28 protein-coding genes are annotated in these 21,524 nt (G+C 42.3%); 14 read left to right on the top strand and 14 right to left on the bottom strand.

The window, feature by feature from the left end; translation table 11 throughout:
* Positions 1–83 precede the first annotated feature (83 nt).
* Entirely contained in the window at positions 84–422 is a 339-nt protein-coding gene (locus tag BLV00_RS19200) for a YfhH family protein (protein ID WP_093046561.1), read from the top strand.
* 42 nt (positions 423–464) lie between these two features.
* Here the strand turns inward: BLV00_RS19200 and BLV00_RS19205 are convergent, their stop codons facing one another.
* Together BLV00_RS19205 and sspK are read right to left on the bottom strand one after the other, a co-directional pair.
* Positions 465–638 (bottom strand): YpzG family protein, encoded by a 174-nt coding sequence (locus BLV00_RS19205; RefSeq protein ID WP_084315761.1) that lies wholly within the window; start codon positions 636–638, stop codon positions 465–467.
* Complete coding sequence (gene sspK / locus BLV00_RS19210; RefSeq protein WP_093046562.1) at positions 638–802, bottom strand: small, acid-soluble spore protein K; 165 nt, start codon at positions 800–802, stop codon at positions 638–640. Before sspK ends, BLV00_RS19205 begins: the two co-directional genes overlap by 1 nt.
* Before the next feature lie 112 nt (positions 803–914).
* Here sspK and BLV00_RS19215 point away from each other — a divergent pair, with 112 nt between their 5' ends.
* A complete protein-coding gene (locus tag BLV00_RS19215) occupies positions 915–1,181 on the top strand; it encodes a YfhJ family protein (RefSeq protein WP_176791748.1) in 267 nt (88 codons plus the stop codon).
* A 72-nt stretch (positions 1,182–1,253) separates the two neighbouring features.
* Here BLV00_RS19215 and BLV00_RS19220 read toward each other — a convergent pair whose 3' ends face one another.
* Complete coding sequence (locus tag BLV00_RS19220) at positions 1,254–2,246, bottom strand: metal-dependent hydrolase (protein WP_093046563.1); 993 nt, start codon at positions 2,244–2,246, stop codon at positions 1,254–1,256.
* Positions 2,247–2,333: 87 nt separating this feature from the next.
* Between BLV00_RS19220 and mutY the strand changes: the two genes are divergently transcribed.
* A complete protein-coding gene (gene mutY, locus BLV00_RS19225) occupies positions 2,334–3,422 on the top strand; it encodes an A/G-specific adenine glycosylase (protein ID WP_093046564.1) in 1,089 nt (362 codons plus the stop codon).
* Positions 3,423–3,458: 36 nt separating this feature from the next.
* Here the strand turns inward: mutY and BLV00_RS19230 are convergent, their stop codons facing one another.
* Positions 3,459–3,695, bottom strand: a complete 237-nt coding sequence (locus BLV00_RS19230; protein WP_093046565.1) for a cytosolic protein — start codon at positions 3,693–3,695, stop codon at positions 3,459–3,461.
* A gap of 134 nt (positions 3,696–3,829) precedes the next feature.
* On the opposite strand from BLV00_RS19230, the gene BLV00_RS19235 reads away from it, so the two are divergent.
* From BLV00_RS19235 to BLV00_RS19255, 5 genes are all read left to right on the top strand, one after another.
* Complete coding sequence (locus BLV00_RS19235) at positions 3,830–4,012, top strand: gamma-type small acid-soluble spore protein (protein ID WP_093046566.1); 183 nt, start codon at positions 3,830–3,832, stop codon at positions 4,010–4,012.
* 254 nt (positions 4,013–4,266) lie between these two features.
* Positions 4,267–4,794 carry a nucleoside tri-diphosphate phosphatase gene (ntdP, locus tag BLV00_RS19240; protein ID WP_093046567.1) on the top strand — a complete coding sequence of 176 codons (528 nt, stop codon included), beginning with the start codon at positions 4,267–4,269 and terminating at the stop codon, positions 4,792–4,794.
* Positions 4,795–4,878: 84 nt separating this feature from the next.
* Complete coding sequence (locus tag BLV00_RS19245; RefSeq protein ID WP_093046568.1) at positions 4,879–6,648, top strand: ABC transporter ATP-binding protein; 1,770 nt, start codon at positions 4,879–4,881, stop codon at positions 6,646–6,648.
* 146 nt (positions 6,649–6,794) lie between these two features.
* Entirely contained in the window at positions 6,795–7,283 is a 489-nt protein-coding gene (locus tag BLV00_RS19250; RefSeq protein WP_093046569.1) for a metallophosphoesterase family protein, read from the top strand.
* Positions 7,284–8,018: 735 nt separating this feature from the next.
* Positions 8,019–8,291, top strand: a complete 273-nt coding sequence (locus BLV00_RS19255) for a hypothetical protein (RefSeq protein WP_093046570.1) — start codon at positions 8,019–8,021, stop codon at positions 8,289–8,291.
* 48 nt (positions 8,292–8,339) lie between these two features.
* On the opposite strand, the gene BLV00_RS19260 is transcribed toward BLV00_RS19255, so the two are convergent.
* The 9 genes from BLV00_RS19260 to BLV00_RS19300 form a co-directional block, all read right to left on the bottom strand.
* Positions 8,340–8,558 (bottom strand): cytochrome C oxidase subunit IV family protein, encoded by a 219-nt coding sequence (locus BLV00_RS19260; protein WP_093046571.1) that lies wholly within the window; start codon positions 8,556–8,558, stop codon positions 8,340–8,342.
* Between the two features lie 19 nt (positions 8,559–8,577).
* Positions 8,578–8,943, bottom strand: a complete 366-nt coding sequence (gene qoxD / locus BLV00_RS19265) for a cytochrome aa3 quinol oxidase subunit IV (RefSeq protein WP_093046572.1) — start codon at positions 8,941–8,943, stop codon at positions 8,578–8,580.
* A 1-nt stretch (position 8,944) separates the two neighbouring features.
* Positions 8,945–9,550, bottom strand: a complete 606-nt coding sequence (qoxC, locus tag BLV00_RS19270) for a cytochrome aa3 quinol oxidase subunit III (protein ID WP_093046573.1) — start codon at positions 9,548–9,550, stop codon at positions 8,945–8,947.
* A 1-nt stretch (position 9,551) separates the two neighbouring features.
* A complete protein-coding gene (gene qoxB / locus BLV00_RS19275) occupies positions 9,552–11,486 on the bottom strand; it encodes a cytochrome aa3 quinol oxidase subunit I (RefSeq protein ID WP_093046574.1) in 1,935 nt (644 codons plus the stop codon).
* A 26-nt stretch (positions 11,487–11,512) separates the two neighbouring features.
* Positions 11,513–12,451 (bottom strand): cytochrome aa3 quinol oxidase subunit II, encoded by a 939-nt coding sequence (qoxA, locus tag BLV00_RS19280; protein ID WP_093046575.1) that lies wholly within the window; start codon positions 12,449–12,451, stop codon positions 11,513–11,515.
* 260 nt (positions 12,452–12,711) lie between these two features.
* The gene (locus BLV00_RS19285; protein ID WP_342723140.1) at positions 12,712–13,797 is read right to left on the bottom strand and encodes an FUSC family protein; all 1,086 of its coding nucleotides are present in this window, start codon (positions 13,795–13,797) and stop codon (positions 12,712–12,714) included.
* A gap of 127 nt (positions 13,798–13,924) precedes the next feature.
* Positions 13,925–15,220, bottom strand: coding sequence for a glutamate-1-semialdehyde 2,1-aminomutase (locus tag BLV00_RS19290; protein ID WP_093046577.1), 1,296 nt, complete (start codon positions 15,218–15,220; stop codon positions 13,925–13,927).
* A gap of 147 nt (positions 15,221–15,367) precedes the next feature.
* Positions 15,368–15,457 carry a YjcZ family sporulation protein gene (locus BLV00_RS19295; protein ID WP_093046578.1) on the bottom strand — a complete coding sequence of 30 codons (90 nt, stop codon included), beginning with the start codon at positions 15,455–15,457 and terminating at the stop codon, positions 15,368–15,370.
* 108 nt (positions 15,458–15,565) lie between these two features.
* Complete coding sequence (locus BLV00_RS19300) at positions 15,566–16,252, bottom strand: response regulator transcription factor (protein WP_093046579.1); 687 nt, start codon at positions 16,250–16,252, stop codon at positions 15,566–15,568.
* Between the two features lie 220 nt (positions 16,253–16,472).
* On the opposite strand from BLV00_RS19300, the gene BLV00_RS19305 reads away from it, so the two are divergent.
* The 5 genes from BLV00_RS19305 (at position 16,473) to perR (ending at position 19,721) form a co-directional block, all read left to right on the top strand.
* Positions 16,473–16,883: a potassium channel family protein gene (locus tag BLV00_RS19305; protein WP_093046580.1), complete on the top strand. Its 411-nt coding sequence runs from the start codon at positions 16,473–16,475 to the stop codon at positions 16,881–16,883.
* Positions 16,884–16,949: 66 nt separating this feature from the next.
* On the top strand, positions 16,950–17,420 hold the full coding sequence (bcp, locus tag BLV00_RS19310; protein WP_093046581.1) for a thioredoxin-dependent thiol peroxidase: 471 nt from the start codon (positions 16,950–16,952) through the stop codon (positions 17,418–17,420).
* A gap of 227 nt (positions 17,421–17,647) precedes the next feature.
* The gene (locus tag BLV00_RS19315; protein WP_093046582.1) at positions 17,648–18,601 is read left to right on the top strand and encodes a D-2-hydroxyacid dehydrogenase; all 954 of its coding nucleotides are present in this window, start codon (positions 17,648–17,650) and stop codon (positions 18,599–18,601) included.
* Between the two features lie 2 nt (positions 18,602–18,603).
* Positions 18,604–19,161, top strand: coding sequence for a cob(I)yrinic acid a,c-diamide adenosyltransferase (locus BLV00_RS19320; protein ID WP_093046583.1), 558 nt, complete (start codon positions 18,604–18,606; stop codon positions 19,159–19,161).
* A 122-nt stretch (positions 19,162–19,283) separates the two neighbouring features.
* Entirely contained in the window at positions 19,284–19,721 is a 438-nt protein-coding gene (perR, locus tag BLV00_RS19325) for a peroxide-responsive transcriptional repressor PerR (protein ID WP_425441707.1), read from the top strand.
* A 113-nt stretch (positions 19,722–19,834) separates the two neighbouring features.
* Here perR and BLV00_RS19330 read toward each other — a convergent pair whose 3' ends face one another.
* The gene (locus tag BLV00_RS19330) at positions 19,835–20,206 is read right to left on the bottom strand and encodes a YgzB family protein (RefSeq protein ID WP_093046585.1); all 372 of its coding nucleotides are present in this window, start codon (positions 20,204–20,206) and stop codon (positions 19,835–19,837) included.
* 138 nt (positions 20,207–20,344) lie between these two features.
* On the opposite strand from BLV00_RS19330, the gene BLV00_RS19335 reads away from it, so the two are divergent.
* Complete coding sequence (locus BLV00_RS19335) at positions 20,345–21,214, top strand: nucleotidyltransferase-like protein (RefSeq protein WP_093046586.1); 870 nt, start codon at positions 20,345–20,347, stop codon at positions 21,212–21,214.
* Positions 21,215–21,524 lie beyond the last annotated feature (310 nt).

The raw sequence follows: 21,524 nt of genomic DNA on the forward strand, positions 1-21,524 counted from the left end.
ATTCCCCTTTCCTCCATGTTCCTCATTTCCATTGTGACGAATGCTTGTTAAAATGTAAATGGGTAACAATAGGAGGGAAAATCATGGAACGCAGATATAGCGATATGACGATAGAGGAATTGAGAAGGGAAATTGGCGAGCTGACTGATAAAGCCAGGAAAGCAGAGCAGATGGGGATGGTCAATGAGTATGCCGTTTATGAACGTAAGATCATTATGGCAAAATCCTATATGCTGAATCCTGCTGATTTCAAGGCTGGAGAAGAATATCAGATCGAAGGCGATCCAGCCCATAACTTTAAAATTATATATATGAATGGGACATTCGCATGGGGATATCGTACAAATGAACGTGGAGAAAAAGTTAGTGAAGAGGAAGAGGAAGCATTGCCGATTTCCATGTTTGGAGAAAAAGTCAATTAATTAAAAAGCGTGCCTTATATGGCACGCTTTTTTAGTGGAAGATTAAGCACGCTTGTTCATCTGAACTTCAGTGATGATTTCAGACTGTGTCTGCTGTGTTTCTCCATTCACCTGGTGAGCCGCATGCTTAGGGTTAGCACGAGGGGAATCGAATGGGTCGCTATATAGATTATCGAAAAAACCTTTATGCGGTTTACGACCTTTGTTTTTGCCCACTATATTTCACCCTTCCCATCGTCCAGCCTGTGTGAAGAGCGAGCCATCCGCTCTTTCGGATAAGTGTTCGTCGAACCATCAGCTCGCTTAGAAGCGAATTCTGCTTTTGCCCTTGGTTCTCCGTTCATCTTCTTTTCTGGAAAGCCAACAGTTTTATTGCGCATCTTTCAGCCTCCTATAGCATCATAATGGGATGCAGGTTTAGTTTATGTAATTTCAAACCTGCTATGTGTTACAATAGGGAAGTAAACATTGGGAACGTATGAGGTGGCAATAATGGAAAAAGTTTTTCAGCGTTTAGCTGTAGAGTTATATGATAAAAACCCTTCGCTGTCTATTGATGAGGCTCGAACATGGGTCGAGTTATTATGGGAGGACTTCGAAGTAACTCGCGCAAAAGCAGGACATGAATATCAGGGTAAGCAAGTGACGGAGCAGATCGTTACACAGTGGATCAACCATTATGGATCAAAGTTACATGAATTTGCTGCCAACAATCCGAAGTATAAGGAAATGCTTGCCAAAAAAAGGCCGTTGAATTGAATAACAAAGAGGCTGATTCCTTGCCAATTTCCCTTAAAAGAGGGAGAGGGCGATGAGGAGTCAGCCTCTTCTTCATGAGTCAGCTGGAATTGGATCCAATTTGGTTTTTAATTTTTCTTCGGTGAACACCCATCCGGTGTAGGAATTCATTATTTCCAGTGTGGAATCATCTATTTGAGCTACCGCGACAAATGGATATCTTCCTCGTGAACGATAACGAAGGTCGATGAACCGTACTTCCGTATGCTCGTTATAATAAGTCATTTCAAACCGGTAGACCGGAGAGAACGATAAGAAAGCTTTGATATTATGATCTTCCAGAGCACGTACCATAGCCGGCTCATCCATAGGAATTGTCTGTCTTGGAAATTCATCCAAAATGACAATGTGACCATTTTCAGCTTTTCCAACGTAATAGTGATTAGCGGTTGTAATAGCTATGCGCCAATTATTTTGTTTCATGGTAGGAGAAGTTGCGATCTGTTCGACATGTTCAAAATGCTCATGTATGATTTTTACCATTTCCCGCTTATCAAAATAACGTTTCACGTAATAAAGGGCGATTACAAAGTAAATGATCAGCCACGTATAACCGGGGTTCGCACCCAGGTTCCAGGCGACAATGCCGGCTATATGCATCAGAAAGATATAGAGATCGAAGGTGTTGATAAAACCATAGGCCACCCAGCGTCTGGTAAACGGCCGGTAAGCTTGTGTTCCATAGGCGTTGAAAACATCGACAAACACATGCATGATGACTGCAAAGAAAGTCCAGAGCCATAGATGAAGGAAGCTGACTTCTGGCACAAAAGCATAGATGAGCCCGGACAACGCAAGACCCCAGAATATAACTGCTGGCATCGAATGCGTAATGCCGCGGTGGTGCCGTATATATACTGCATTGTTTTTAAGCTTAAGTATCGTATCGAAATCAGGCGCCTGAGAGCCGATCATGGTACCGGCTAATACGGCATTGAATAATGCCGGGTCACTCTGGACAACAGGATCGAGTGTAGCCAGTCCGCCCAGGGCAACTCCCATGACGACGTGTGTACCGGTATCCATCAAGGTACCTCCTTTATGGACTTTTTGGTTGTTAACCAGGTTAAATTCGTGTTTTTGTATTAATTGTATCATGAAAGGTGAATTGCAATGAAAAATAAACAAGCACAAATAAATGATATTTTAGCTGATTTTGACAAAAATAATTTCCAACAAGACTTGATCAACTGGTTCAAAAAAGAACAACGTTCGCTGCCATGGCGAGATAATCAAGATCCCTATCGAGTTTGGGTTTCAGAGATCATGTTGCAACAAACCAAAGTCGATACGGTCATCCCTTATTTCAATCGGTTTATCGAAAAATTTCCCACACCAGAAAAACTGGCTGAAGCTGACGAACAGGAAGTACTTAAAGCGTGGGAAGGTCTAGGTTACTATTCCCGTGCACGTAATCTGCAAAACGCAATTCGTGAAGTCGTCAGCGATTACGGTGGAAAGGTACCAGAAGAAGCGGATGAACTTGCTTCTTTGAAAGGTGTCGGTCCTTACACGAAAGGTGCTATATTAAGTATCGCTTATGATAAGCCAGAACCTGCAGTAGACGGCAATGTCATGCGGGTACTATCACGTATTTTACATATCCAAGATGACATTGCTAAACAAAGTACAAAGAAGCTATTCGAAGGGATCATTCGTGAAGTTATCTCACAGGAAGATCCGTCTTCTTTTAATCAGGGACTTATGGAACTTGGAGCATTAGTTTGTACACCTAAATCTCCAAGTTGTATGCTTTGTCCTGTCCAGGAGCATTGTCGTGCTTACCAGGAAGGGGTAGAGCAGGAGCTTCCTGTAAAAACGAAAACAAAAAAACAGAAAAAAGTTCCTTATGCTGCTTTATTGATTACTAATGAGCAGGGGGAAGTATTGGTCCAGCAACGTCCTGAGCAGGGACTTCTTGCTAATTTATGGGAATTCCCCATGGTGCCGATGGAGGATATTGACCGGGAACATCTACCCCATTGGTTTTTTGGGGAATACGGAATGATGATCACTCCTGGAAAAGCGGTCGATAAAATCAAGCATGTCTTTTCCCATCTTATCTGGGACTTGGAAATCATCCCCTGTACCTTTGATAAAGGTGAATTGGATCATCCCAGAGCCAGGTTCGTTGCTATGGATGAATTAGAATCCTACCCCTTTCCGGTTTCCCATCAAAAAATTGCAAAACACTGTAAGTAAGTAAAGCTCCAGCCCCTTGGGTGCTGGAGCTTTTGTTTAAAATGGTGCTATCGTAGTCGAACGTGTGGACTTCAGTTCGTTTTCCAAGGACAAATCAGCCAGTCCACCACGACTTACAATTTCTTCATTTATTTCTCTAAGAATGGTGGTACCTTCTTGATTCAGGTAAGGAGCCATTTGCGATAGCGAATAGTGGAAATAACTCAATTCATCTCCACTCCATTCCTGTTTCCTGGTCATCGCTAATTCACTCATATCCCGGCCTTTGTACATGCCTTTCGCCTCCTTCTTTATTAGTGTGGAAAAAAAACCGTCGACTATTCAAAATAATGGATAAACATGGAAAATGATTTTGGTGGATAATGATTTTCTAAATGGGCATTCTAATTCTTGCGGAGGTGATAAAGATGGCTAAAAAACAACAAAACCAACAAAACCCAAGCAAAACTAATGCTGCAGAAGTAAGACAGCAAAACCAGCAAGCTGCTCAAAAAGGTCAGCAGCAACAATATGGTGCTGAATTTGCTTCAGAGACTGATGCACAAGAAGTTCGTCAACAAAACCAACAGTCTCAAGCTAAAAAGAAATAACGAAGATCCCCCGAATCTTCTAAACGAATAGCAGACAAAAGCAGCTGCTGAACGAAAACAGGCCGTGCTTCTTTTCCAATTGGGAGAAGCAGCGGTCTGTTTTTTGTGTCCATTCCTACATAAGCTTCTAAAACGTCACTAAATGGTCGCTTACACTTTAGACTCTTATGTTTTCATTTGTTCTCAGATATCGTTATAATGGTTAAAGTAGACAAAATCGGTGAAAATTACGCCTGTTAGGGAAGGGAGATCTTATGCCTGCACCAGAGCCTGGACAATCGGTCCAAATACAAAGCTATAAACACAATGGTAAGCTGCACAGGATATGGGACAGCACGATGATATTAAAAGGGACTAGAAATGTCATAATCGGAGCGAATGATCGGACCGTAGTAACGGAAAGTGATGGCCGGACATGGTTGACGCGAGAACCGGCAATTTGTTATTTCCATTCTAAACATTGGTTCAATATCATCGGGATGCTCCGTAATGATGGCGTATACTATTACTGTAATATCAGTTCTCCTTTTGTATATGATGAAGAAGGAATCAAATATATCGATTATGATTTAGATGTAAAGGTTTATCCTGATATGACATTTACATTGCTGGATGAAGATGAATACGAACAACATAAACAGGAAATGAATTATCCGAAAGTGCTTGATCGTATTTTGCATAATAATGTAGACACCCTGATTCGATGGGTAAGACAACGAAAGGGTCCGTTTTCCCCTGAATTTATCGATCAATGGTATGAACGTTATCTAACTTATCGTTAAGCAAGCCGTTTTAGCCGCGCTGACAATGTGAGCGCGGCCTTCCTATTATAGGCTGTTATTTGGAAATAGAAAGAGGTGACAGCATTGGACAGCATCAAAAGGTATTTAGCCTTTGTAAAGCCTTATAAAAGTAAAATCATTTTGACCATATCAATCGGTATCATTAAATTTTCGATTCCGTTATTGATGCCATTGATACTCAAATATGTCATCGATGATATTATTGGGGGGGATATGTCCCAGGCAGAACAGTTCAATCAGCTGTTCTGGCTCATGGGCGGAGCTTTTTTAGTATTCTTTATTTTAAGGCCTCCCGTGGAGTATTTCAGACAATATCTGGCCCAGTGGATTGGAAGCAAGATTCTTTACGATGTCCGCGACAAGTTATTTGACCATATCCAGAAGCTCAGCTTGCGTTTTTATTCACGAACGAAGACAGGTGAAATCATTTCCCGTGTCATTCATGATGTCGAACAGACAAAGACGTTCGTCATAACCGGACTTATGAATATTTGGCTTGATATGTTTACGATTGTAATTGCAATTATCATTATGCTTAACATGGATATTTGGCTGACGCTTGTAGCCATCTCACTATTTCCGTTATATGGGCTGGCAGTGAAGTTCTTTTATGTAAAACTACGACGACTTACCAGAGATCGCTCCCAGGCATTGGCAGAAGTACAGGGACACTTGCATGAACGAGTCCAGGGAATGCCGGTGATTCGCAGTTTTGCTCTGGAAGATCATGAACAGGAACAGTTTGATGTCCAGAACTCTAATTTCCTTGATAAAGCTCTTAAGCATACGAACTGGAATGCCTATACGTATTCGGTTACCAATACGATTACCGATCTTGCGCCTTTATTAGTTATTACATTTGCCGGGTATCAAGTAATTACAGGAAATCTCACCGTAGGTACGATGGTCGCATTCACCGGATATATGGACCGTGTATATAACCCGCTTCGCCGGTTAGTGAACTCTTCAACTGTACTGACCCAGTCGATCGCATCGATGGACCGTGTGTTTGAGTTCATGGATGAAAAATATGATATCGAAGATAAGAAAGGTGCAAAAGAACTGACTCACGTAGATGGGAAGGTCACCTTCGACCATGTTTCCTTCCGATATGAAGAGGAGGATTCACTCGTTCTCGATGATTTATCTCTTGATGTAAAACATGGCGAGACCATCGCTTTTGTCGGTATGAGCGGAGGCGGAAAATCGACCCTGATCAGTTTGATTCCGAGGTTTTATGATGTGGAAAAAGGAAGGATCCTTATTGATGGTCATGATATCAGAGATGTAAAAGCACGCACCCTAAGGGATAAAATCGGGATGGTACTTCAGGATAACATCTTATTCAGTGAATCGATTGCCATGAACATCAAAATGGGAAATCCGGAAGCTACCGATGAAGAAATGATTGCTGCAGCTAAAGCTGCTAATGCTCATGACTTTATCATGGATCTTCCTAATGGCTATCTTACAATGGTCGGGGAACGAGGAGTGAAGCTATCTGGCGGACAAAAGCAGCGGGTGGCGATTGCCCGGGTTTTCTTGAAAAACCCACCACTTCTTATTTTGGATGAAGCGACCTCTGCACTCGATTTAGAGAGCGAGCACCTGATCCAGGAAGCGTTAGAAAAATTAGCTTCCGATCGGACGACGTTCATCGTTGCTCACCGATTATCGACGATTACCCATGCTGACCGAATTGTTTTGATCGAAAACGGACAAATCAAAGAAGTTGGTACGCATGAAGAGTTAATGGGACTGCGCGGGGGCTATTATGACTTATACCAAGTACAGGAACTGGATGATAGCAAGACCGAATATATGGGAACGTAAGAAGGAGAGGGGAGCCCCTCTCTTTTTATTTACCCTTTAAGAAAGTTTAACTTTTTAAAGGGCTAAAGTGTAAGAAAATACAAAGGCTTTCTTCATAAGTACTTGGCGACAAGCCAAGTTTTACTTTGGTAAAGGAGGTAATAAGGTTGAAAATTGTAGTGACTGGTGATACGCACATGCCCAAAAAGGCCAAACAACTGCCGGACAGGCTTCTGGAAGAGTTAACAACAGCTGACGTGATTATTCATACCGGAGATTGGTCATCCATAAACGTTTATCATGCACTTGCTGAGTACGGTAAAGTTTATGGCGTATATGGAAATGTTGATGGGGAGGAGATCAAACATCATTTTCCAGCCAGGCAAATTATACAAATGGAAGGTTTCAAGATAGGAATCGTACATGGACACGGGGAGAAAAAGACGACTGAAAAAAGGACGTTGGAAGCCTTTGATGGGGAAGACCTCGACGTTCTCATTTTTGGTCATTCCCATATTCCATTATTGCGCTCTTACAAAAATCTTTTATTATTCAACCCTGGGTCACCGACCGATAAGCGAAGGCTCCCGTACTACTCTTACGGAATACTTACCTTCGATGAAGGTATCAGAGCAGAGCATGTTTTTTTTAGTTGATTTTACAGTTCCCTTTACATGAAGACTCAGTTTCGAGACTTTAGGTTGCAATGATGGTGGCTGGGAAAACGGATCGCTTTCCGTGGGCATGTGGTGAGCTTCCTCAGGCTTCGCCTTGCGGGATCTCACCGATCATGTTCATCCCACAGGACTTTGAATAAACATCTATAATACACACCGCACGAAGGAAATGCGTAGCATTTCCGAGGAGTCTCACCGTTTTTCCAGCCACCATATGGTTGTAAGAATCTCGAAACTTCTGTTATGAATGGCATACTTTTGAAGTAATAAGAACGGATCAATCTGGCGTTGTAATAGTATTCTCCTAACAAATTAGGGTAAGTAAATTTAAGAGCGATTTCGATAATCTTATGTGGTAAGGGGCGTGGGGGAAGGTTGAGACTCCTGCGGGAAAGGATAGACTGGCAAGACCCCACAGAGCTTTAGCTCGAGGAGGCTTGCCAGCTTCCCCGAGGAAAGCGAATCCTTCCCCAACGCCCCTAGACATTACCAAACATCTCGAAATCAAGTCTTCGACTTTTCGGCCCTATTATGGAATAAGCTTTTATGAAAAATCAACATCAATGAGTAATAGTTAATGTGGGTAAACATAGTTGGGATGGATGACAATACCTATTTTGTGAATTTTTTGTGTCAATTGTTCGAACAATTTGTTACAATACTAATAAGAATACGCTTACACGAAATTTTCGCGATAATGGGAGTGATCTCTGAATGGGTATTATACTTATGTTCATGCTGCTTGCATCAGTGACACCTTTCTTATTTTTACAGCTGAAGAAAACCGTATTTGCGCTTGTTCAGACAATTCTGCTTGTCGGTATGTGGCTGTACTTCTTTGAAGTTGTGTTTCAAGCTGCACCTGCTGCATTTTCCATCCCCTGGATAATGTTCTATGCAAGTTTGTTTGTAGCGGAGGTTGGCTGGGTGATGTTCATCATCCGTCTGATCAAAACTTCGAGTACTGTACAAGAGAGTTTTCAATAAACTAAAAAAGCCCTCGTTCCTGTTGCCAGGTATACGAGGGCGTTTCTTTTATCGTTGATGTGTTTGTACATGAAGTAACTGAACAACAGCCTGGGAGAAGGCTAGTATGGTAATCAGTCCTAAAAGAAATTTAGGAGAGTAATCGGCGTAAAACATTCCCCACAAGGAGAATGCCGTTAAAATAATACATACGATAAAACCGAAAACCGGCTTCCACGGCAAGGCCATTGGTGCTTCGTAGTTTTTCAGCTCTTTTTGGTTATCCATAACCGTACACCACCTGTCGTTAATGTCCGCTGTGTTCTTCCTGCTGTTCTTCTTGTTGATGGTTTCCTCCATCATCATGATCATGGGTGAAGCCGAACGACATCGTAAATAGGGACCCGGCTACTATGATGGCTGCCAGCACAAAACCGTGGAACATCATATTCCATGGTACATGACCGCCACCGCTTTCTCGTTCTGTCATATGCATGAACATAAATAACTGAATGCCTACCTGAATAACGGCGAGTGTCATAATACCTGCGATTATCCATTTAACAGGCAAGTCAGACCCAAGAGCGGCCCATGCAGCAAGCACCGTCAAAACAATCGATAATACAAAGCCGATAATGTGCTGTACTGGAAAACGTTTCGAATGCTCTGCCATATTAAACCACCATCCCAATCAAATAGACACTCGTGAAGATAAATATCCAAACAACATCTAGAAAGTGCCAATAGAGACTGATTATAAATGTTTTCCTGCTTGTCACAGGAGTCAATCCACGCTTAGCAAGCTGGATTAACAACAGGACTGCCCAGCCGATACCTAACGTGACGTGGAGCCCATGAGTTCCTGCCAATGTGAAGAAGGCGGACCAGAAGGCGCTGGACTGCAGGGTAGCTCCTTCGTGTGCGTAATGAATAAACTCATATATTTCAAAACCCAGGAAGCCGATGCCAAGTACCAGTGTAATAATAAGCCATGTTATCAGGCCTTTCACTGAACCTCTTCGCATTTGATGGATCGCTATCCCACAAGTGAAACTGCTTGTAAGCAGAAGAAACGTCATAATCAGCACAGTTTTTATTTCAAATAATTCACCTGGCGTAGGTGCATCCGCTGTCCGTCCAAATAATACAGCGTAGGTCGCAAATAAGGTGGAGAATAGTACAATTTCCGCAGCAAGGAATATCCAAAAGCCAAGAATGCTCAACTGACCTTCTTGGGTGCGATATTCTAATGGGCCGGATTTCATTTCATGTGCACTCATGTTATAACCCCCTTGCTTCGCGTTCGATACGCTTAATTTCATCTACTTCAACATGGTAACCCTCGTCATAATCAAAAGAGCGTATTCCCATCATGATCAGGACCCCGACGAGCCCGATCACTGCCAAGGTAATCCATTCAAATATCAGAGCGAAACTGGCAAAAGCAGCGATAGCCATCATGATGATTGGCTGCCCTGTATTGCTCGGCATATGAATTGGCTTAAGCTTTTCTTCATCAAATGTTGTTTCGCCTTTTTTCTTCATCGCTAAGAAAGCATCGTACTTATCTGCATGAGGAACAGTCGCGAAATTATAGAACGGTACTGGAGTAGGAGTTGCCCATTCAAGGGTACGTCCATCCCAGGAATCACCTGTTTTTTCACGTTCGCTGTTCCGGTAGCTATAGTAGATATTGAATACGAAGATAGCGAATCCGATACCCATTCCAAATGCCCCGACTGTTGAGATGACATTCAATGGCATCCACTCTGGAATGATATAGAAAACCCGGCGCGGCATACCGTCTAAGCCAACAAAGTATTGCGGGAAAAACGTAACATGGAATCCGATGACGAAGAACCAGAATGCCAGTTTGCCAAACCGCTCATTAAGCTTATGGCCAAACATTTTCGGATACCAGTATTCCAGTCCGGCAAAGCAGGCGAATACCGTTCCGGCAATCAATACATAATGGAAGTGAGCAATCAGGAAATACGAGTTATGAAACTGGTAGTCTGCTGCCGCCATACCAAGCATGACACCAGTGACCCCACCGAGAACAAAACTCGGGATGAATGCGAGCGACCACATCATCGGTGTAGTGAACTCTATTTTTGACTTATACAGCGTTGCAAGCCAGTTAAAGATCTTCACTCCTGTAGGTACAGCAATCAACATTGTTGATACCGAGAATACGGAGTTAACGAATGCCCCTGCCCCCATGGTGAAGAAGTGATGGACCCAGACAAGGAAACTCAATCCGGCAATCAAAATCATTGACCAGACCATGGCGTGATACCCGAATAATCGCTTACGTGCAAAGGTGGCGATGACTTCGGAAAAGATACCAAATGCCGGTAAAATGACGATATACACTTCCGGGTGTCCCCACATCCAGAATAAGTTCGCCCACATCATTGGCATCCCTTCACCGGTTACCGTAAAGAACTGGGCTCCAAATATACGGTCGATAGTCAACAGTGCCAAAGCAACGGTTAGAATCGGGAAAGCAAAAATGATGATGAAACAAGTGACAAGTGTAGACCAGGTGAAAATTGGCATCTTGAACAATTTCATTCCTGGTGCACGCATTTTAAGAATCGTCACCATCAAATTGATTCCTGTTGCCAGAGTACCTATCCCGGACAGCTGTAATCCCATCAAGTAAAAATTCTGTCCTGGTCCCGGGCTCATAGCTGCTCCTGATAAGGGTGTGTAGCTTGTCCAGCCGGCATCGGGAGAACCGCCAATGACGAATGAAATATTGAATAACATCGCTCCAAAAAAGAACGACCAGAAGCTCAATGCGTTTACAAACGGAAAGGCGAAATCGCGAGCCCCGATTTGCAGCGGAACGATGATGTTCATCAAACCGATCAAGAATGGCATCGCCATAAAGATAATCATGATTGTTCCATGGGTCGTAAAGATTTCATCATAGTGCTGTGCGTTCAAAAAATTCATATTTGGGAACGCCAGCTGTATGCGCATCATCATGGCATCCATGCCACCTCTGAATAACATTGCTAACGCACTTAAAATGTACATAATACCGATTTTTTTATGATCAACGGTCGTCAACCACTCACGCCATAACCACCCCCATCTTTTAAAATAGGTAAGTAGAAAAATTACGGCACTGGTAACCAATACAATGGAAACCATTCCACCATAAACGAGTGGTTCACCGGTTACAAAAAATTCATCTAACTTCATAACTGTTCACCTGCTTTCTTCGATACCTAATCATGCTTGCCATCACCTTTAACCTCATTTTCTAAATGCAATAGTTCCTGGTAAGCATCTCTGTGCCGTTTAATTGCATAGTCACGGCCTTCATTGGTCCCATGGTCTACCCACTTAAGGTGAGTATTGGAAAATGCCATCTGCTCATCCATGACACTAGGCTCAAGCAGTTGATCATATTCTTCCTGGGTCAGTTCGGGTGCTTCGTTCTTTGTTTCCTGTACCCAGTCATTGAATGCTTCCTCTTCTTGAGCGTGAACTTTGAATGTCTGTTCTGTAAAACCTTCTCCATTGAAGTTGCCATTACGTCCATCATAGGTGCCGGACTCATCTGCTTGAAGATACAGGGTGTTTTCCATCCCGGCCATATTGTATTTCTGCCCGCCCAGTTGAGGAATCCAGAGAGCTGCCATGGAATCTGCTGATGACAGACGGAACTCAATAGCCCGGTCAGTTGGAATATGAAGGTAATTCACGGTTTCAATATTTTGTTCCGGATAACTGAAGAACCATTTCCAGTCTGCTGAAGTAGCATAAATAACTAATGGTTCTTTATCTCCCGATGATTCAGGCGGTTTTTCCAAATCAAATAGTGTCGTTACTGTAGGTACGGATAAAATGATGACAATGATCAACGGAATAACTGTCCAAACGATCTCAATGGCCGTGTTGCCATGAAGATCTGGATCATAATCTTTATCGCCTCTGCCAGGACGGTTTCGATATTTGATTACCATAAAGGCGAACAGGGCAAACACTACGATCACGATGCCAAGCATGAACCAAAGTGAAAATACGATTAGATCTTTCTGACTTTGACCGACCGGCCCCTTCGGGTCTAGTACAGTCAGTTCACTGCATCCGCTTAATAAAAAGACAAGGGAAAGCGGGAGCAATGCCAGCCATCTTCTCCAATGTTGCTGTCTATGTTTCATGAAGTCATGCACTCCTATCAAACTAAATATTAATACTATGGATATAGTGAAAACTCAATGCGTGAAACAGATTATAGCATTGTAATACCCCCCTTGCGGTGCACTTAACTAATTTGTAAAACAAAGTTCATTTTTTTGTGGAATTTTCGACACAAAATGTTCAAAGTACAAGCGCTTACAAGCAAATAAAGGAAATGAAGGCAGGAAACATCCATGTTTTGGCATAAAAAAACGAGCCATGTCAGGCCCGTTGCGTAGAATTATCTGGTTTGCTTCTGTTCAAACATGTTTCGGTGTCTTTCGTAATGAAATCGTTGATAGCTTTGCAGCGTACGCTTCAAATGCTCCAGGTGATGGTGATATTCCATAAGCTGGGCTGCTAACGGCAGGAAAATCAACTTATCGGGGTCGCGGTCATCTTCATAGATCCGGATCAATCTTTCTACCAGCATGGGAATATCAGGTTCCTCTGTTTCCTGCAATGATTCTTTGTGCGTCTTTCTTATCCGTCCCATCAGACTAAGCATCAATTTTTCATGGGCGTGTATGACTTTATCCAATTCTGTGACAAGTACTTCTTTGAACGCGGGTGGTATGTTATCAATATCGACCTCCAGGCGGTGGAAAGCTTTCAATACATCGAATGATTTCTTGGTAGTAGCAATCAACTGGCGGAAAAGCACCATTTTACGTGCTTTGGCAAAGCGATTTTTACTTAAATAGGTTCGTTCTTCTTTGTATAAAAGATACGTTTGGTCGATATATCGTATTTCATCCTGAAGCCTGTTCATTTCGGTTTTCAAGGCAGGTTCATCATTGAGATGCCGGATGGTAACTCGGAGCCATTGGAGAATATCACTTGTATTACGATCGATTTGCCGGAACAGATTCGTTTCATATTTAGGCGGGACGAATGCTAGATTGACCGCAAATGCGGACAATATACCGATCATCAATGAAGTAAAGCGTGCTCCTGCGTATGGAAGGAAGGCCATTTCTGTCGGTTCCATCAATAAAATCAAAGCCACTACGGCGAAGATGATCGTGTTTTCGTTCATTTTCAACTGCATGTTCAAAGCAATGACAAGGATAATGGAAAAACCGACGATAAAAGCGCCATCTCCTAACGTATAGTAGACGATAATGGCGACAGCAACCGCAATGATATTTGCTTGTATTTGTTCCAGAACAGTCTGATAGGAGCGATAAATAGACGGCTGAATAGAGAAAACAGCGGCAATTCCCGCAACCACGGGGGTGGTCAATTCAGTTAAGGAAGCGATATATACAGCCACAGCAACTGCCAAACCCGTTTTCATCATTCTGGCGCCCAGTTTCATGGTCATCACCTTTTCAGTATATAGTTTACTCTGCTATTACCTTAAGTTATATAAAATAAAAAGTGAAATAAAAAGAAGGTACCTAACAAAATAAAAACTCCCGGAAATGATCCGGGAGCAGGAATGCATATTTTTATTTGGTGGCCATCATTTTGAAGGCTTGTTCTACAGCTGAGATAGTTGCCTCAATATCCTCATCTTTATGAGCTGTAGTCAAGAACCAGGCTTCATATTTAGAAGGAGCCAGGTTGATCCCTTGATGAAGCATTAATTGGAAAAAGCGTGCAAACATTTCACCATTCGTATTCTCTGCTTGCTCGTAATTTTCAATGGTTTCATTAGTGAAATAAACAGTTAGTGCACCTTTCAACCGGTTGATAGAGATTGGGATATCATACCGCGAAGCGCTGTTTATAATTCCTTCTTCTAATTTAGCTCCTAAACGATCCAATTCATCATATATACCGTCTTGCTGTAATACTTCAAGACAGGCAATTCCCGCTGCCATGGATGCTGGGTTTCCAGCCATAGTCCCTGCCTGGTAGGCTGGTCCGAGCGGTGCCACCTGTTCCATGATATCAGCACGACCGCCATAGGCACCGATTGGCAAGCCGCCTCCAATAATTTTACCCATTGCGGTCATGTCTGGCTCGATTCCCAGGAGCTGTTGAGCGCTTCCGTAAGTAAAGCGGAAGGCGGTTATCACTTCATCATAAATGACAAGAGCGCCTGCCTGGTGAGCAAGATCATTCACTTGTTCCAGGAATCCGGTTTTTGGTTCGACGATGCCGAAGTTGCCGACAATCGGTTCCACTAGTATACCTGCTACTTCATCTCCCCAATGTTCCAGCGCTTGTTTGAAAGGCTCGATATCATTGAATGGAACGGTAATAACATCGGATGCAATAGAAGCTGGGACCCCTGCTGAGTCAGGTGTCCCTAGCGTGGAAGGGCCAGACCCTGCGGCAACAAGCACCAAATCAGAGTGGCCGTGATAGCAGCCGGCGAACTTGATGATTTTATTACGGCCGGTATATGCACGGGCTACGCGGATGGTTGTCATTACTGCTTCTGTTCCAGAATTGACGAACCTGACTTTGTCCATCGAAGGAATTGCCTCTTTCAACATACGGGCAAACTGATTTTCAAGCGCTGTTGGCGTCCCGTATAAAACACCGTTGTGAGCCGCTTCAGTGATGGCATCGGTAATATGTGGATGGGCATGACCTGTAATGATCGGTCCATAAGCGCCAAGATAGTCGATGTATTTATTGCCATCAACATCCCAAAAATAAGCGCCTTCCGATTTTTCCATATAAACAGGCGCTCCACCTCCTACTGCTTTGTACGAACGGGAAGGGGAGTTGACTCCTCCAACGATATGATTTTGTGCTTCTTCATGTAATTGAGCTGATTTTGAAAAATTCATAGTAAACCTCCCTGAAATAATTCCAACTTTCATTGTAGCACGGCTTGTCCTGAAAGAAACAGCAGAGTAATTCCCCAATGTAAAAGACTACCCGGTTTGGTGAGACAAACGAGTAGTCTTTTACAAATTGAGGTGGTTTATCTTGAATTAATAGACATATGCTGCGCCAACAATAATCAAAAGAATGAACAACACGACAATCAACGCAAAGCCGCTGTTGTAACCGCCATAACCCATTCATTCCACCCCCCTTTGCCACGTTTACGATATCTTATGAAGGAAAGCGGAAGATGGACTGTGTGTTCATCCTAAAATATACGAAGAGTTTCTGGTTACTGGATTGCGTTATTGTTTAGGAAGGAATTTGTAGCCTTTTCCTCTTATAGTCTGGATGACATCATCAAGGCCTATATTGGAAAGCTTTTTTCGTAATCTATTGATATTGACCGACAACGTGTTATCATCCATGCTGCCGATATCTTTCGTCAGCAAGTGGATCAGCTGCTCACGCGGCAATAGTTGGTCCGGGTATTGGATGAACGTTTTCATGAGAAAAAATTCATTCCTCGTCAGTGATTGCTTTTTCTCATTATAAATGATTTCCATCGGACGCAGTTTCAAACCGGGGCTTATTTCGGAAACTTCATGACCCGGTTGATTGATATCCTCTTCATACATTCTACGCATGACTCGATTTATTTTCGTGTGCAATAAATCCGAATGTAACGGTTTTACCAAGTAATCATCAGCTCCGTTTTCAATCGCTTTCACCTGATTCATATCGGAATGAGATGCGGCTATCAATAAAATTGGACATTTGGACCTTTCGCGGAGCTGTCGGGTCCAATAGAGTCCGTCGAAATTGGGTGATCCAACCGTGATCAATACAAGGTGCGGTTCATAAGCGATGAACTCAGCGGCAATACGATCATAATCCTGCGTTTGGAAAAGTTGAAACCCTTTCCCGGTAAGTGATTCTCTAAGGAAGGAAGCAGACTGCAAGTCATCCTCTACAATAAAAATTCGCTTCATAACGTCACCTTTTCATCCGATTTGTCTTCAGTATAAATTACGATGGTAATAAATATCTATTTTAATGATTGCTATTTCCTGTCTTTATTATCGGCCGGTGGGATGGTTGATTTAGAAATTTATACCAATACATGCTGAAAAAATTTCACTATGTATAGTTAGGGCAGTGGAGCGCATAAGTTTGTAAGAGATAATTATTCCTTAATTAAGGAGAAAAAATATGATTGCAACGATATCGCTTCTTTTCATAACACTGCTGCTCATCGTCAGTTTGACTTCATTTTTTCGAGAACTGATTTCGGATAACCATCACTTCTCATTAACAGTATTTACTGGTCTGCTTTTTTTATATGCAATTGTCATGAGCGGGTTCGGATTGATTTATTTCATTCTTTCCATGAATGGAATTCCGCTATTAGCAGGAGGTGGGTTACAGCAGGAAGCATTACTGAATCGCATAGGACAGGCTATCTATTTCAGTGGGGTCACACTGTTGACAGTAGGATACGGAGATATCATCCCTATTGGCTGGGGAAGGCCGATTGCCTTGTTTGAAGCATTGATCGGCTATACCATTCCTGCTGCTATGTTTGTCAGAGTCATCTACGGTTCCAAACATCCTGCCGAGTGAGATTGGAAATGACCGTCCCTTTCCTGTACGCTAATAATAGAACAAAACTTTAGGAGGGGACCTTTTATGAGTGTTGAAGTAGGAAAGAAAGCACCAGATTTCGAATTGCAGGCGAGTAACGGAGAGAAGGTAAAGCTATCGGATTATCGTGGGAAAAATGTGGTATTGTATTTTTACCCAAAAGATATGACTCCTGGGTGTACCACCGAAGCATGTGATTTCCGTGATCATCATGAAAGCTTTGCGGACGTAGATGCGGTAATTCTAGGGGTCAGTCCAGATCCGGTCAATCGCCATGAGAAGTTCATTGAGAAGCACGAGCTTCCATTTTTATTGTTGGCAGATGAGGACAAGCAGGCTGCAGAGGCATATGATGTCTGGAAGCTGAAAAAGAATTTCGGCAAAGAATATTACGGAATCGAGCGATCCACATTTATTATTGATAAAGAAGGGGATCTTGTAAAAGAATTCCGTAAAGTACGCGTCAAAGGACATGTGGAATCTGCATTGGAGTACATCCGCGAAAACTTATCTTGATCAAGCACTCTCCACGTGGAGAGTGCTTTTTTATTTTAATTGGGTATATGCGCTATACAAATATCTTCGCCCTACATAAAGTGAAGTATCAACCGAAAACCTCCCCTTTAATTGAGGCATCACCTTCAGGTGGTGCCATTTCTTTTTCTTTATAAGTCTAAATCTTTTTGTAAATTATGATAATTCAGCTAAAATAGAAGCAGGTGAATCAGAGGAGGACTACATATATGCTTGTACTCTCAGCTATTAAGAATGTAAAAGAAGATATTCGTACCAGGTTGGAAGCTGATTATCCGGAACTGACCTTTTCTTTCTGCCATGGGATAGAAGAGGCGAAGGAGGAGCTTCCTGAAGCAGAAATATTCATTACTTATGGAGAGGATTTAAATGACGAGTTAGTAAAGCAGGCGAAAAAGCTGAAATGGATTATGGTTTTATCTGCAGGAATGGAAAAAATGCCCTTCAGCCAAATCGATCAGCAGGAGATACTAGTCACCAATGCCAGAGGTATTCATGCGGTGCCGATGGCTGAATATACATTTGCGATGCTTTTGCAAATAGCAAGGCAAACAAAGAAGGTCATCGCTAACGAACAAACCCACACTTGGGACAAGAAACTTGTCATGAGTGAAATATCTGGTAAAACGATGGGTGTCCTGGGAACGGGAGCGATAGGGCAGGAAGTAGCCAGGCTGGCAAAGGCCTTTCGAATGAAAACAATCGGGGTATCTAAAACCGGGAATCCAAAACCTCATTTTGATGAAACACATGCCACTGACAAATGGGAGCACGTGCTAGAATATGCTGATTTTGTTGTTGCGGTAATGCCCAGCACTTCTGAAACAATCGGTTTTCTCCGCAAAGAGCATTTTCAGATGATGCTGCCTCATGCGATTTTTTTGAATATGGGCAGAGGCGACCTGGTGGAAACGGAGACTGTTTTGCAAGCTGTTCGGTCGAAGGAAATCGCGCATGCTGTATTGGATGTGTTTGAGGAAGAACCATTGCCCCGGGAGCATGTTCTGTGGGAGGAAGAAAATATTACGGTTACTCCGCATCATTCCGGGGTATCGCCACAATATCAATATCGAGCTTTTGATATTTTTGTTGAAAACTTGGAACGCTATTTACAAGGGCAAGAGGAATTCATTAATAAAATTGATCCGAAACGGGGGTATTGAGGGTGAGGATTTATACACGTTCAGGAGATAAAGGTTCAACTTCGTTGATTTATGGGGACCGCGTCCCTAAGAATGACTTGAGAGTAGAAGCGTACGGTACTTGTGATGAAGTCAATTCAATGATCGGGTTGGCTATGAGCCACTTGAAGCGCGAAGACTGGGATGGACGAGAAGAGTTTGTGACGTTCATGACTAAAGTACAAACAATCCTTTTCCATGTTGGGGCAGAGCTTGCAACCCCAAAAGGGAAAGAAGTGATGTGGCAATTAAAGGAAGAGCATATTGAGGAAATGGAAAACAATATCGACGAGTGGGATAAAGTGTTGCACCCTTTAAAGAACTTCATTCTTCCGTCAGGTCATGAAGCTTCGGCTGCTTTTCATGCAGCACGTACGGTTGCCAGAAGAGCGGAAAGAACGGCGGTTGCTCTCGGTGATGAACTCAGTAATCCTTTGGTCGTATCCTATTTGAATCGTCTATCTGATCTATTGTTTGTTGCAGCCCGGTATGTGAATCACCATCTCGGTGGAGAAGAAATTCCCCTCCAAGCAGACGTATAATAACGATAATCTACAATATACGTATATTGACAATAATAGTAATAACAAGGTACACTAATTATAAAGATTATTATGTAATAATATTCTAAAATTAACGCTTACGGAAAGCGAGGTGCATGGCGGTGTCTGAAAAAAGACTACAAGAAGCGATAGTTACATTGAAAGACTCTGGTGTACGTATTACACCTCAACGTCATGCGGTGCTTGAATTTTTGCTTAATTCTATGACTCACCCGACAGCTGATGAGATCTATAAAGCGCTGGAAGGGAAGTTCCCTAACATGAGTGTTGCTACCGTGTACAACAATCTGCGGGTGTTCAAAGACATTGGCCTCGTCAGGGAGCTGACTTATGGAGATGCTTCCAGTAGATTCGACTGCAATACCACAGAACATTACCACGTTATTTGTGAATCCTGTGGTAAGATTGTCGATTTCCATTATCCGAGCTTAGATGAAGTGGAATCTTTAGCTGAACAGGTGACAGGATTTGATGTAAGTAATCATCGCATGGAAGTATACGGAATCTGCAGCGACTGCCAAACTAAAAACGCGCATTAACCTTTTTATAAAAATAAGCCTCATGCCTGATTTTCAGGCATGAGGCTTATTTTGTTATTCCTATATAATAAGTCCATCATCGGGGCGCACTCGCATTATACAACGGTACCCGGCTAGCTCTGCTCTTCTTTTTTTTGAAATCGTTTGGAGTTGTATTTTTCGTCGAATTCTTTTCCTTCAAGGGATTTATCCAAAGTCAAAGGCTGCTTGCAATGCATACAGGCATCGACTCTTCCGAGCATTTTGGTCGGTTTATCGCAATTGGGACAGATGATTTGGATGGTTTTTGTCGATAACATGCCAATCCAAAAATAGACAACTGTACTTAAACCAATCGCCAGCATCCCGAGAATCATGAAAATGATCATCAGCCATTCCGTTTGTTTGAACAATAATCCAATATACATAATACCGAAACCGGCGAATACAAGGCCAAGTGCAAACGAGCGGATTTTATTTATTTTGCTACTGTATTGTAAAGCCACTGGTGACCCTCCTTATTACTTTCAAATCGTAGTATAGCACAAAAATCGCAGTGAATTGCATCAGGAAAAGAGGATTTTTAACAATTTTATCGAATAATTGACTGTGACCTACTATAAAAACCGCTGGGGGAAAGTACTATGGAAGATTTATTACGACCCATTTATCAAGAACGTGCAAGCTTGCCCAATACGCTCGGCGTTCTGTTAATGGAAAAGAAGAAACCGATCAGTCCGGTAACAGATAATTTTGATGTAATCCTCTTGATTATAATGAAAGACGCAGATGATCCCTGGTATGTGAAACATTATGAATTTGAAAACAAAACAGCGGCCATGCATATTGTAGATGAAGAATTATTGAAGGAATGGATTGAAACCAGTGGATATCGAAGAGCGGTTGAATGGGTCATCAATGGTAAAGTGATATTCGATCGCAATGAATATATGGAAGAATTAAAGAAAAAGCTTAATGATTTTCCTCAAGAAACACGGGATTTGAAAAAAGCGATAGAGTTCGCAAAGTTGATCAGAAGCTATAGCGAGTCCAAAGATCTGTTTGAATCCAATCAATATCTAGATGCGTTCAGCCGTATGGTTCATTCGCTGCATTACTTAGCCAGATTGGCGATCATAGAAAAAGGCTTCCACCCGGAAGTAACCGTGTGGAACCAGGTACGCAGAATCGATGCTGAAGTTTATAAGCTATATGAAGAATTGATTCAAAGTGGTGAGCCGACAGATAAACGAGTTCAATTGATGCTGCTTGCTGTCGAGCATTCGATTAGCATTCGTGCGGAAAACAGTGCCAAGCATCTACTGGAACTTATGGAAACAAAGGAAACAGCATGGACTTTCGGGGAGCTGAAAGTTCACCCCGAAATTAAATTGTATGCACTCGATCTCTCTTCGATGATCGAATATCTTACAGAAAAAGAAATCCTGGAAGTAGAACTCCATGGAACAAAAGGACCTGAGGTCTATCAGCGTAAATATAAAGTAAGAAGCTGACATCATCGGCTTACCAACCCGCTTTCCGTGCAAGTTATAAGGAAAGCGGATTTTTTATTATAAAAGCTATTGACGATAAAAAAATGCCGTGGTATATTATTAAACGTCGCGTTAAGAGAGCGGCACACAAAGAAACACAAAAATAAATCATGAAAAAGTTGTTGACTTTAAAACGACTACATGATATATTTATTAAGTCGCCAATTTGAGCGGCGAAACAATTTGATCTTTGAAAACTGAACGAACCAACCAGTACGTCAAATTAATTTCTTCATTATATGAGGAAATAAAACAACGCACTTTAGCAGTG

It is taken from the genome of Thalassobacillus cyri, assembly GCF_900107755.1.
Taxonomy (GTDB): domain Bacteria; phylum Bacillota; class Bacilli; order Bacillales; family Halobacillaceae; genus Thalassobacillus; species Thalassobacillus cyri.

Bases quoted from the DNA above. Each gene is read 5' to 3' on its own strand.
- BLV00_RS19200 (WP_093046561.1), top strand. From the start codon at position 84: ATGGAACGCAGATATAGCGATATGACGATAGAGGAATTGAGAAGGGAA.
- sspK (WP_093046562.1), bottom strand. From the start codon at position 802: ATGCGCAATAAAACTGTTGGCTTTCCAGAAAAGAAGATGAACGGAGAA.
- BLV00_RS19215 (WP_176791748.1), top strand. From the start codon at position 915: ATGGAAAAAGTTTTTCAGCGTTTAGCTGTAGAGTTATATGATAAAAAC.
- BLV00_RS19220 (WP_093046563.1), bottom strand. From the start codon at position 2,246: ATGGATACCGGTACACACGTCGTCATGGGAGTTGCCCTGGGCGGACTG.
- mutY (WP_093046564.1), top strand. From the start codon at position 2,334: ATGAAAAATAAACAAGCACAAATAAATGATATTTTAGCTGATTTTGAC.
- BLV00_RS19230 (WP_093046565.1), bottom strand. From the start codon at position 3,695: ATGTACAAAGGCCGGGATATGAGTGAATTAGCGATGACCAGGAAACAG.
- BLV00_RS19235 (WP_093046566.1), top strand. From the start codon at position 3,830: ATGGCTAAAAAACAACAAAACCAACAAAACCCAAGCAAAACTAATGCT.
- ntdP (WP_093046567.1), top strand. From the start codon at position 4,267: ATGCCTGCACCAGAGCCTGGACAATCGGTCCAAATACAAAGCTATAAA.
- BLV00_RS19255 (WP_093046570.1), top strand. From the start codon at position 8,019: ATGGGTATTATACTTATGTTCATGCTGCTTGCATCAGTGACACCTTTC.
- BLV00_RS19260 (WP_093046571.1), bottom strand. From the start codon at position 8,558: ATGGATAACCAAAAAGAGCTGAAAAACTACGAAGCACCAATGGCCTTG.
- qoxD (WP_093046572.1), bottom strand. From the start codon at position 8,943: ATGGCAGAGCATTCGAAACGTTTTCCAGTACAGCACATTATCGGCTTT.
- qoxC (WP_093046573.1), bottom strand. From the start codon at position 9,550: ATGAGTGCACATGAAATGAAATCCGGCCCATTAGAATATCGCACCCAA.
- qoxB (WP_093046574.1), bottom strand. From the start codon at position 11,486: ATGAAGTTAGATGAATTTTTTGTAACCGGTGAACCACTCGTTTATGGT.
- qoxA (WP_093046575.1), bottom strand. From the start codon at position 12,451: ATGAAACATAGACAGCAACATTGGAGAAGATGGCTGGCATTGCTCCCG.
- BLV00_RS19285 (WP_342723140.1), bottom strand. From the start codon at position 13,797: ATGACCATGAAACTGGGCGCCAGAATGATGAAAACGGGTTTGGCAGTT.
- BLV00_RS19290 (WP_093046577.1), bottom strand. From the start codon at position 15,220: ATGAATTTTTCAAAATCAGCTCAATTACATGAAGAAGCACAAAATCAT.
- BLV00_RS19295 (WP_093046578.1), bottom strand. From the start codon at position 15,457: ATGGGTTATGGCGGTTACAACAGCGGCTTTGCGTTGATTGTCGTGTTG.
- BLV00_RS19300 (WP_093046579.1), bottom strand. From the start codon at position 16,252: ATGAAGCGAATTTTTATTGTAGAGGATGACTTGCAGTCTGCTTCCTTC.
- BLV00_RS19305 (WP_093046580.1), top strand. From the start codon at position 16,473: ATGATTGCAACGATATCGCTTCTTTTCATAACACTGCTGCTCATCGTC.
- bcp (WP_093046581.1), top strand. From the start codon at position 16,950: ATGAGTGTTGAAGTAGGAAAGAAAGCACCAGATTTCGAATTGCAGGCG.
- BLV00_RS19315 (WP_093046582.1), top strand. From the start codon at position 17,648: ATGCTTGTACTCTCAGCTATTAAGAATGTAAAAGAAGATATTCGTACC.
- BLV00_RS19335 (WP_093046586.1), top strand. From the start codon at position 20,345: ATGGAAGATTTATTACGACCCATTTATCAAGAACGTGCAAGCTTGCCC.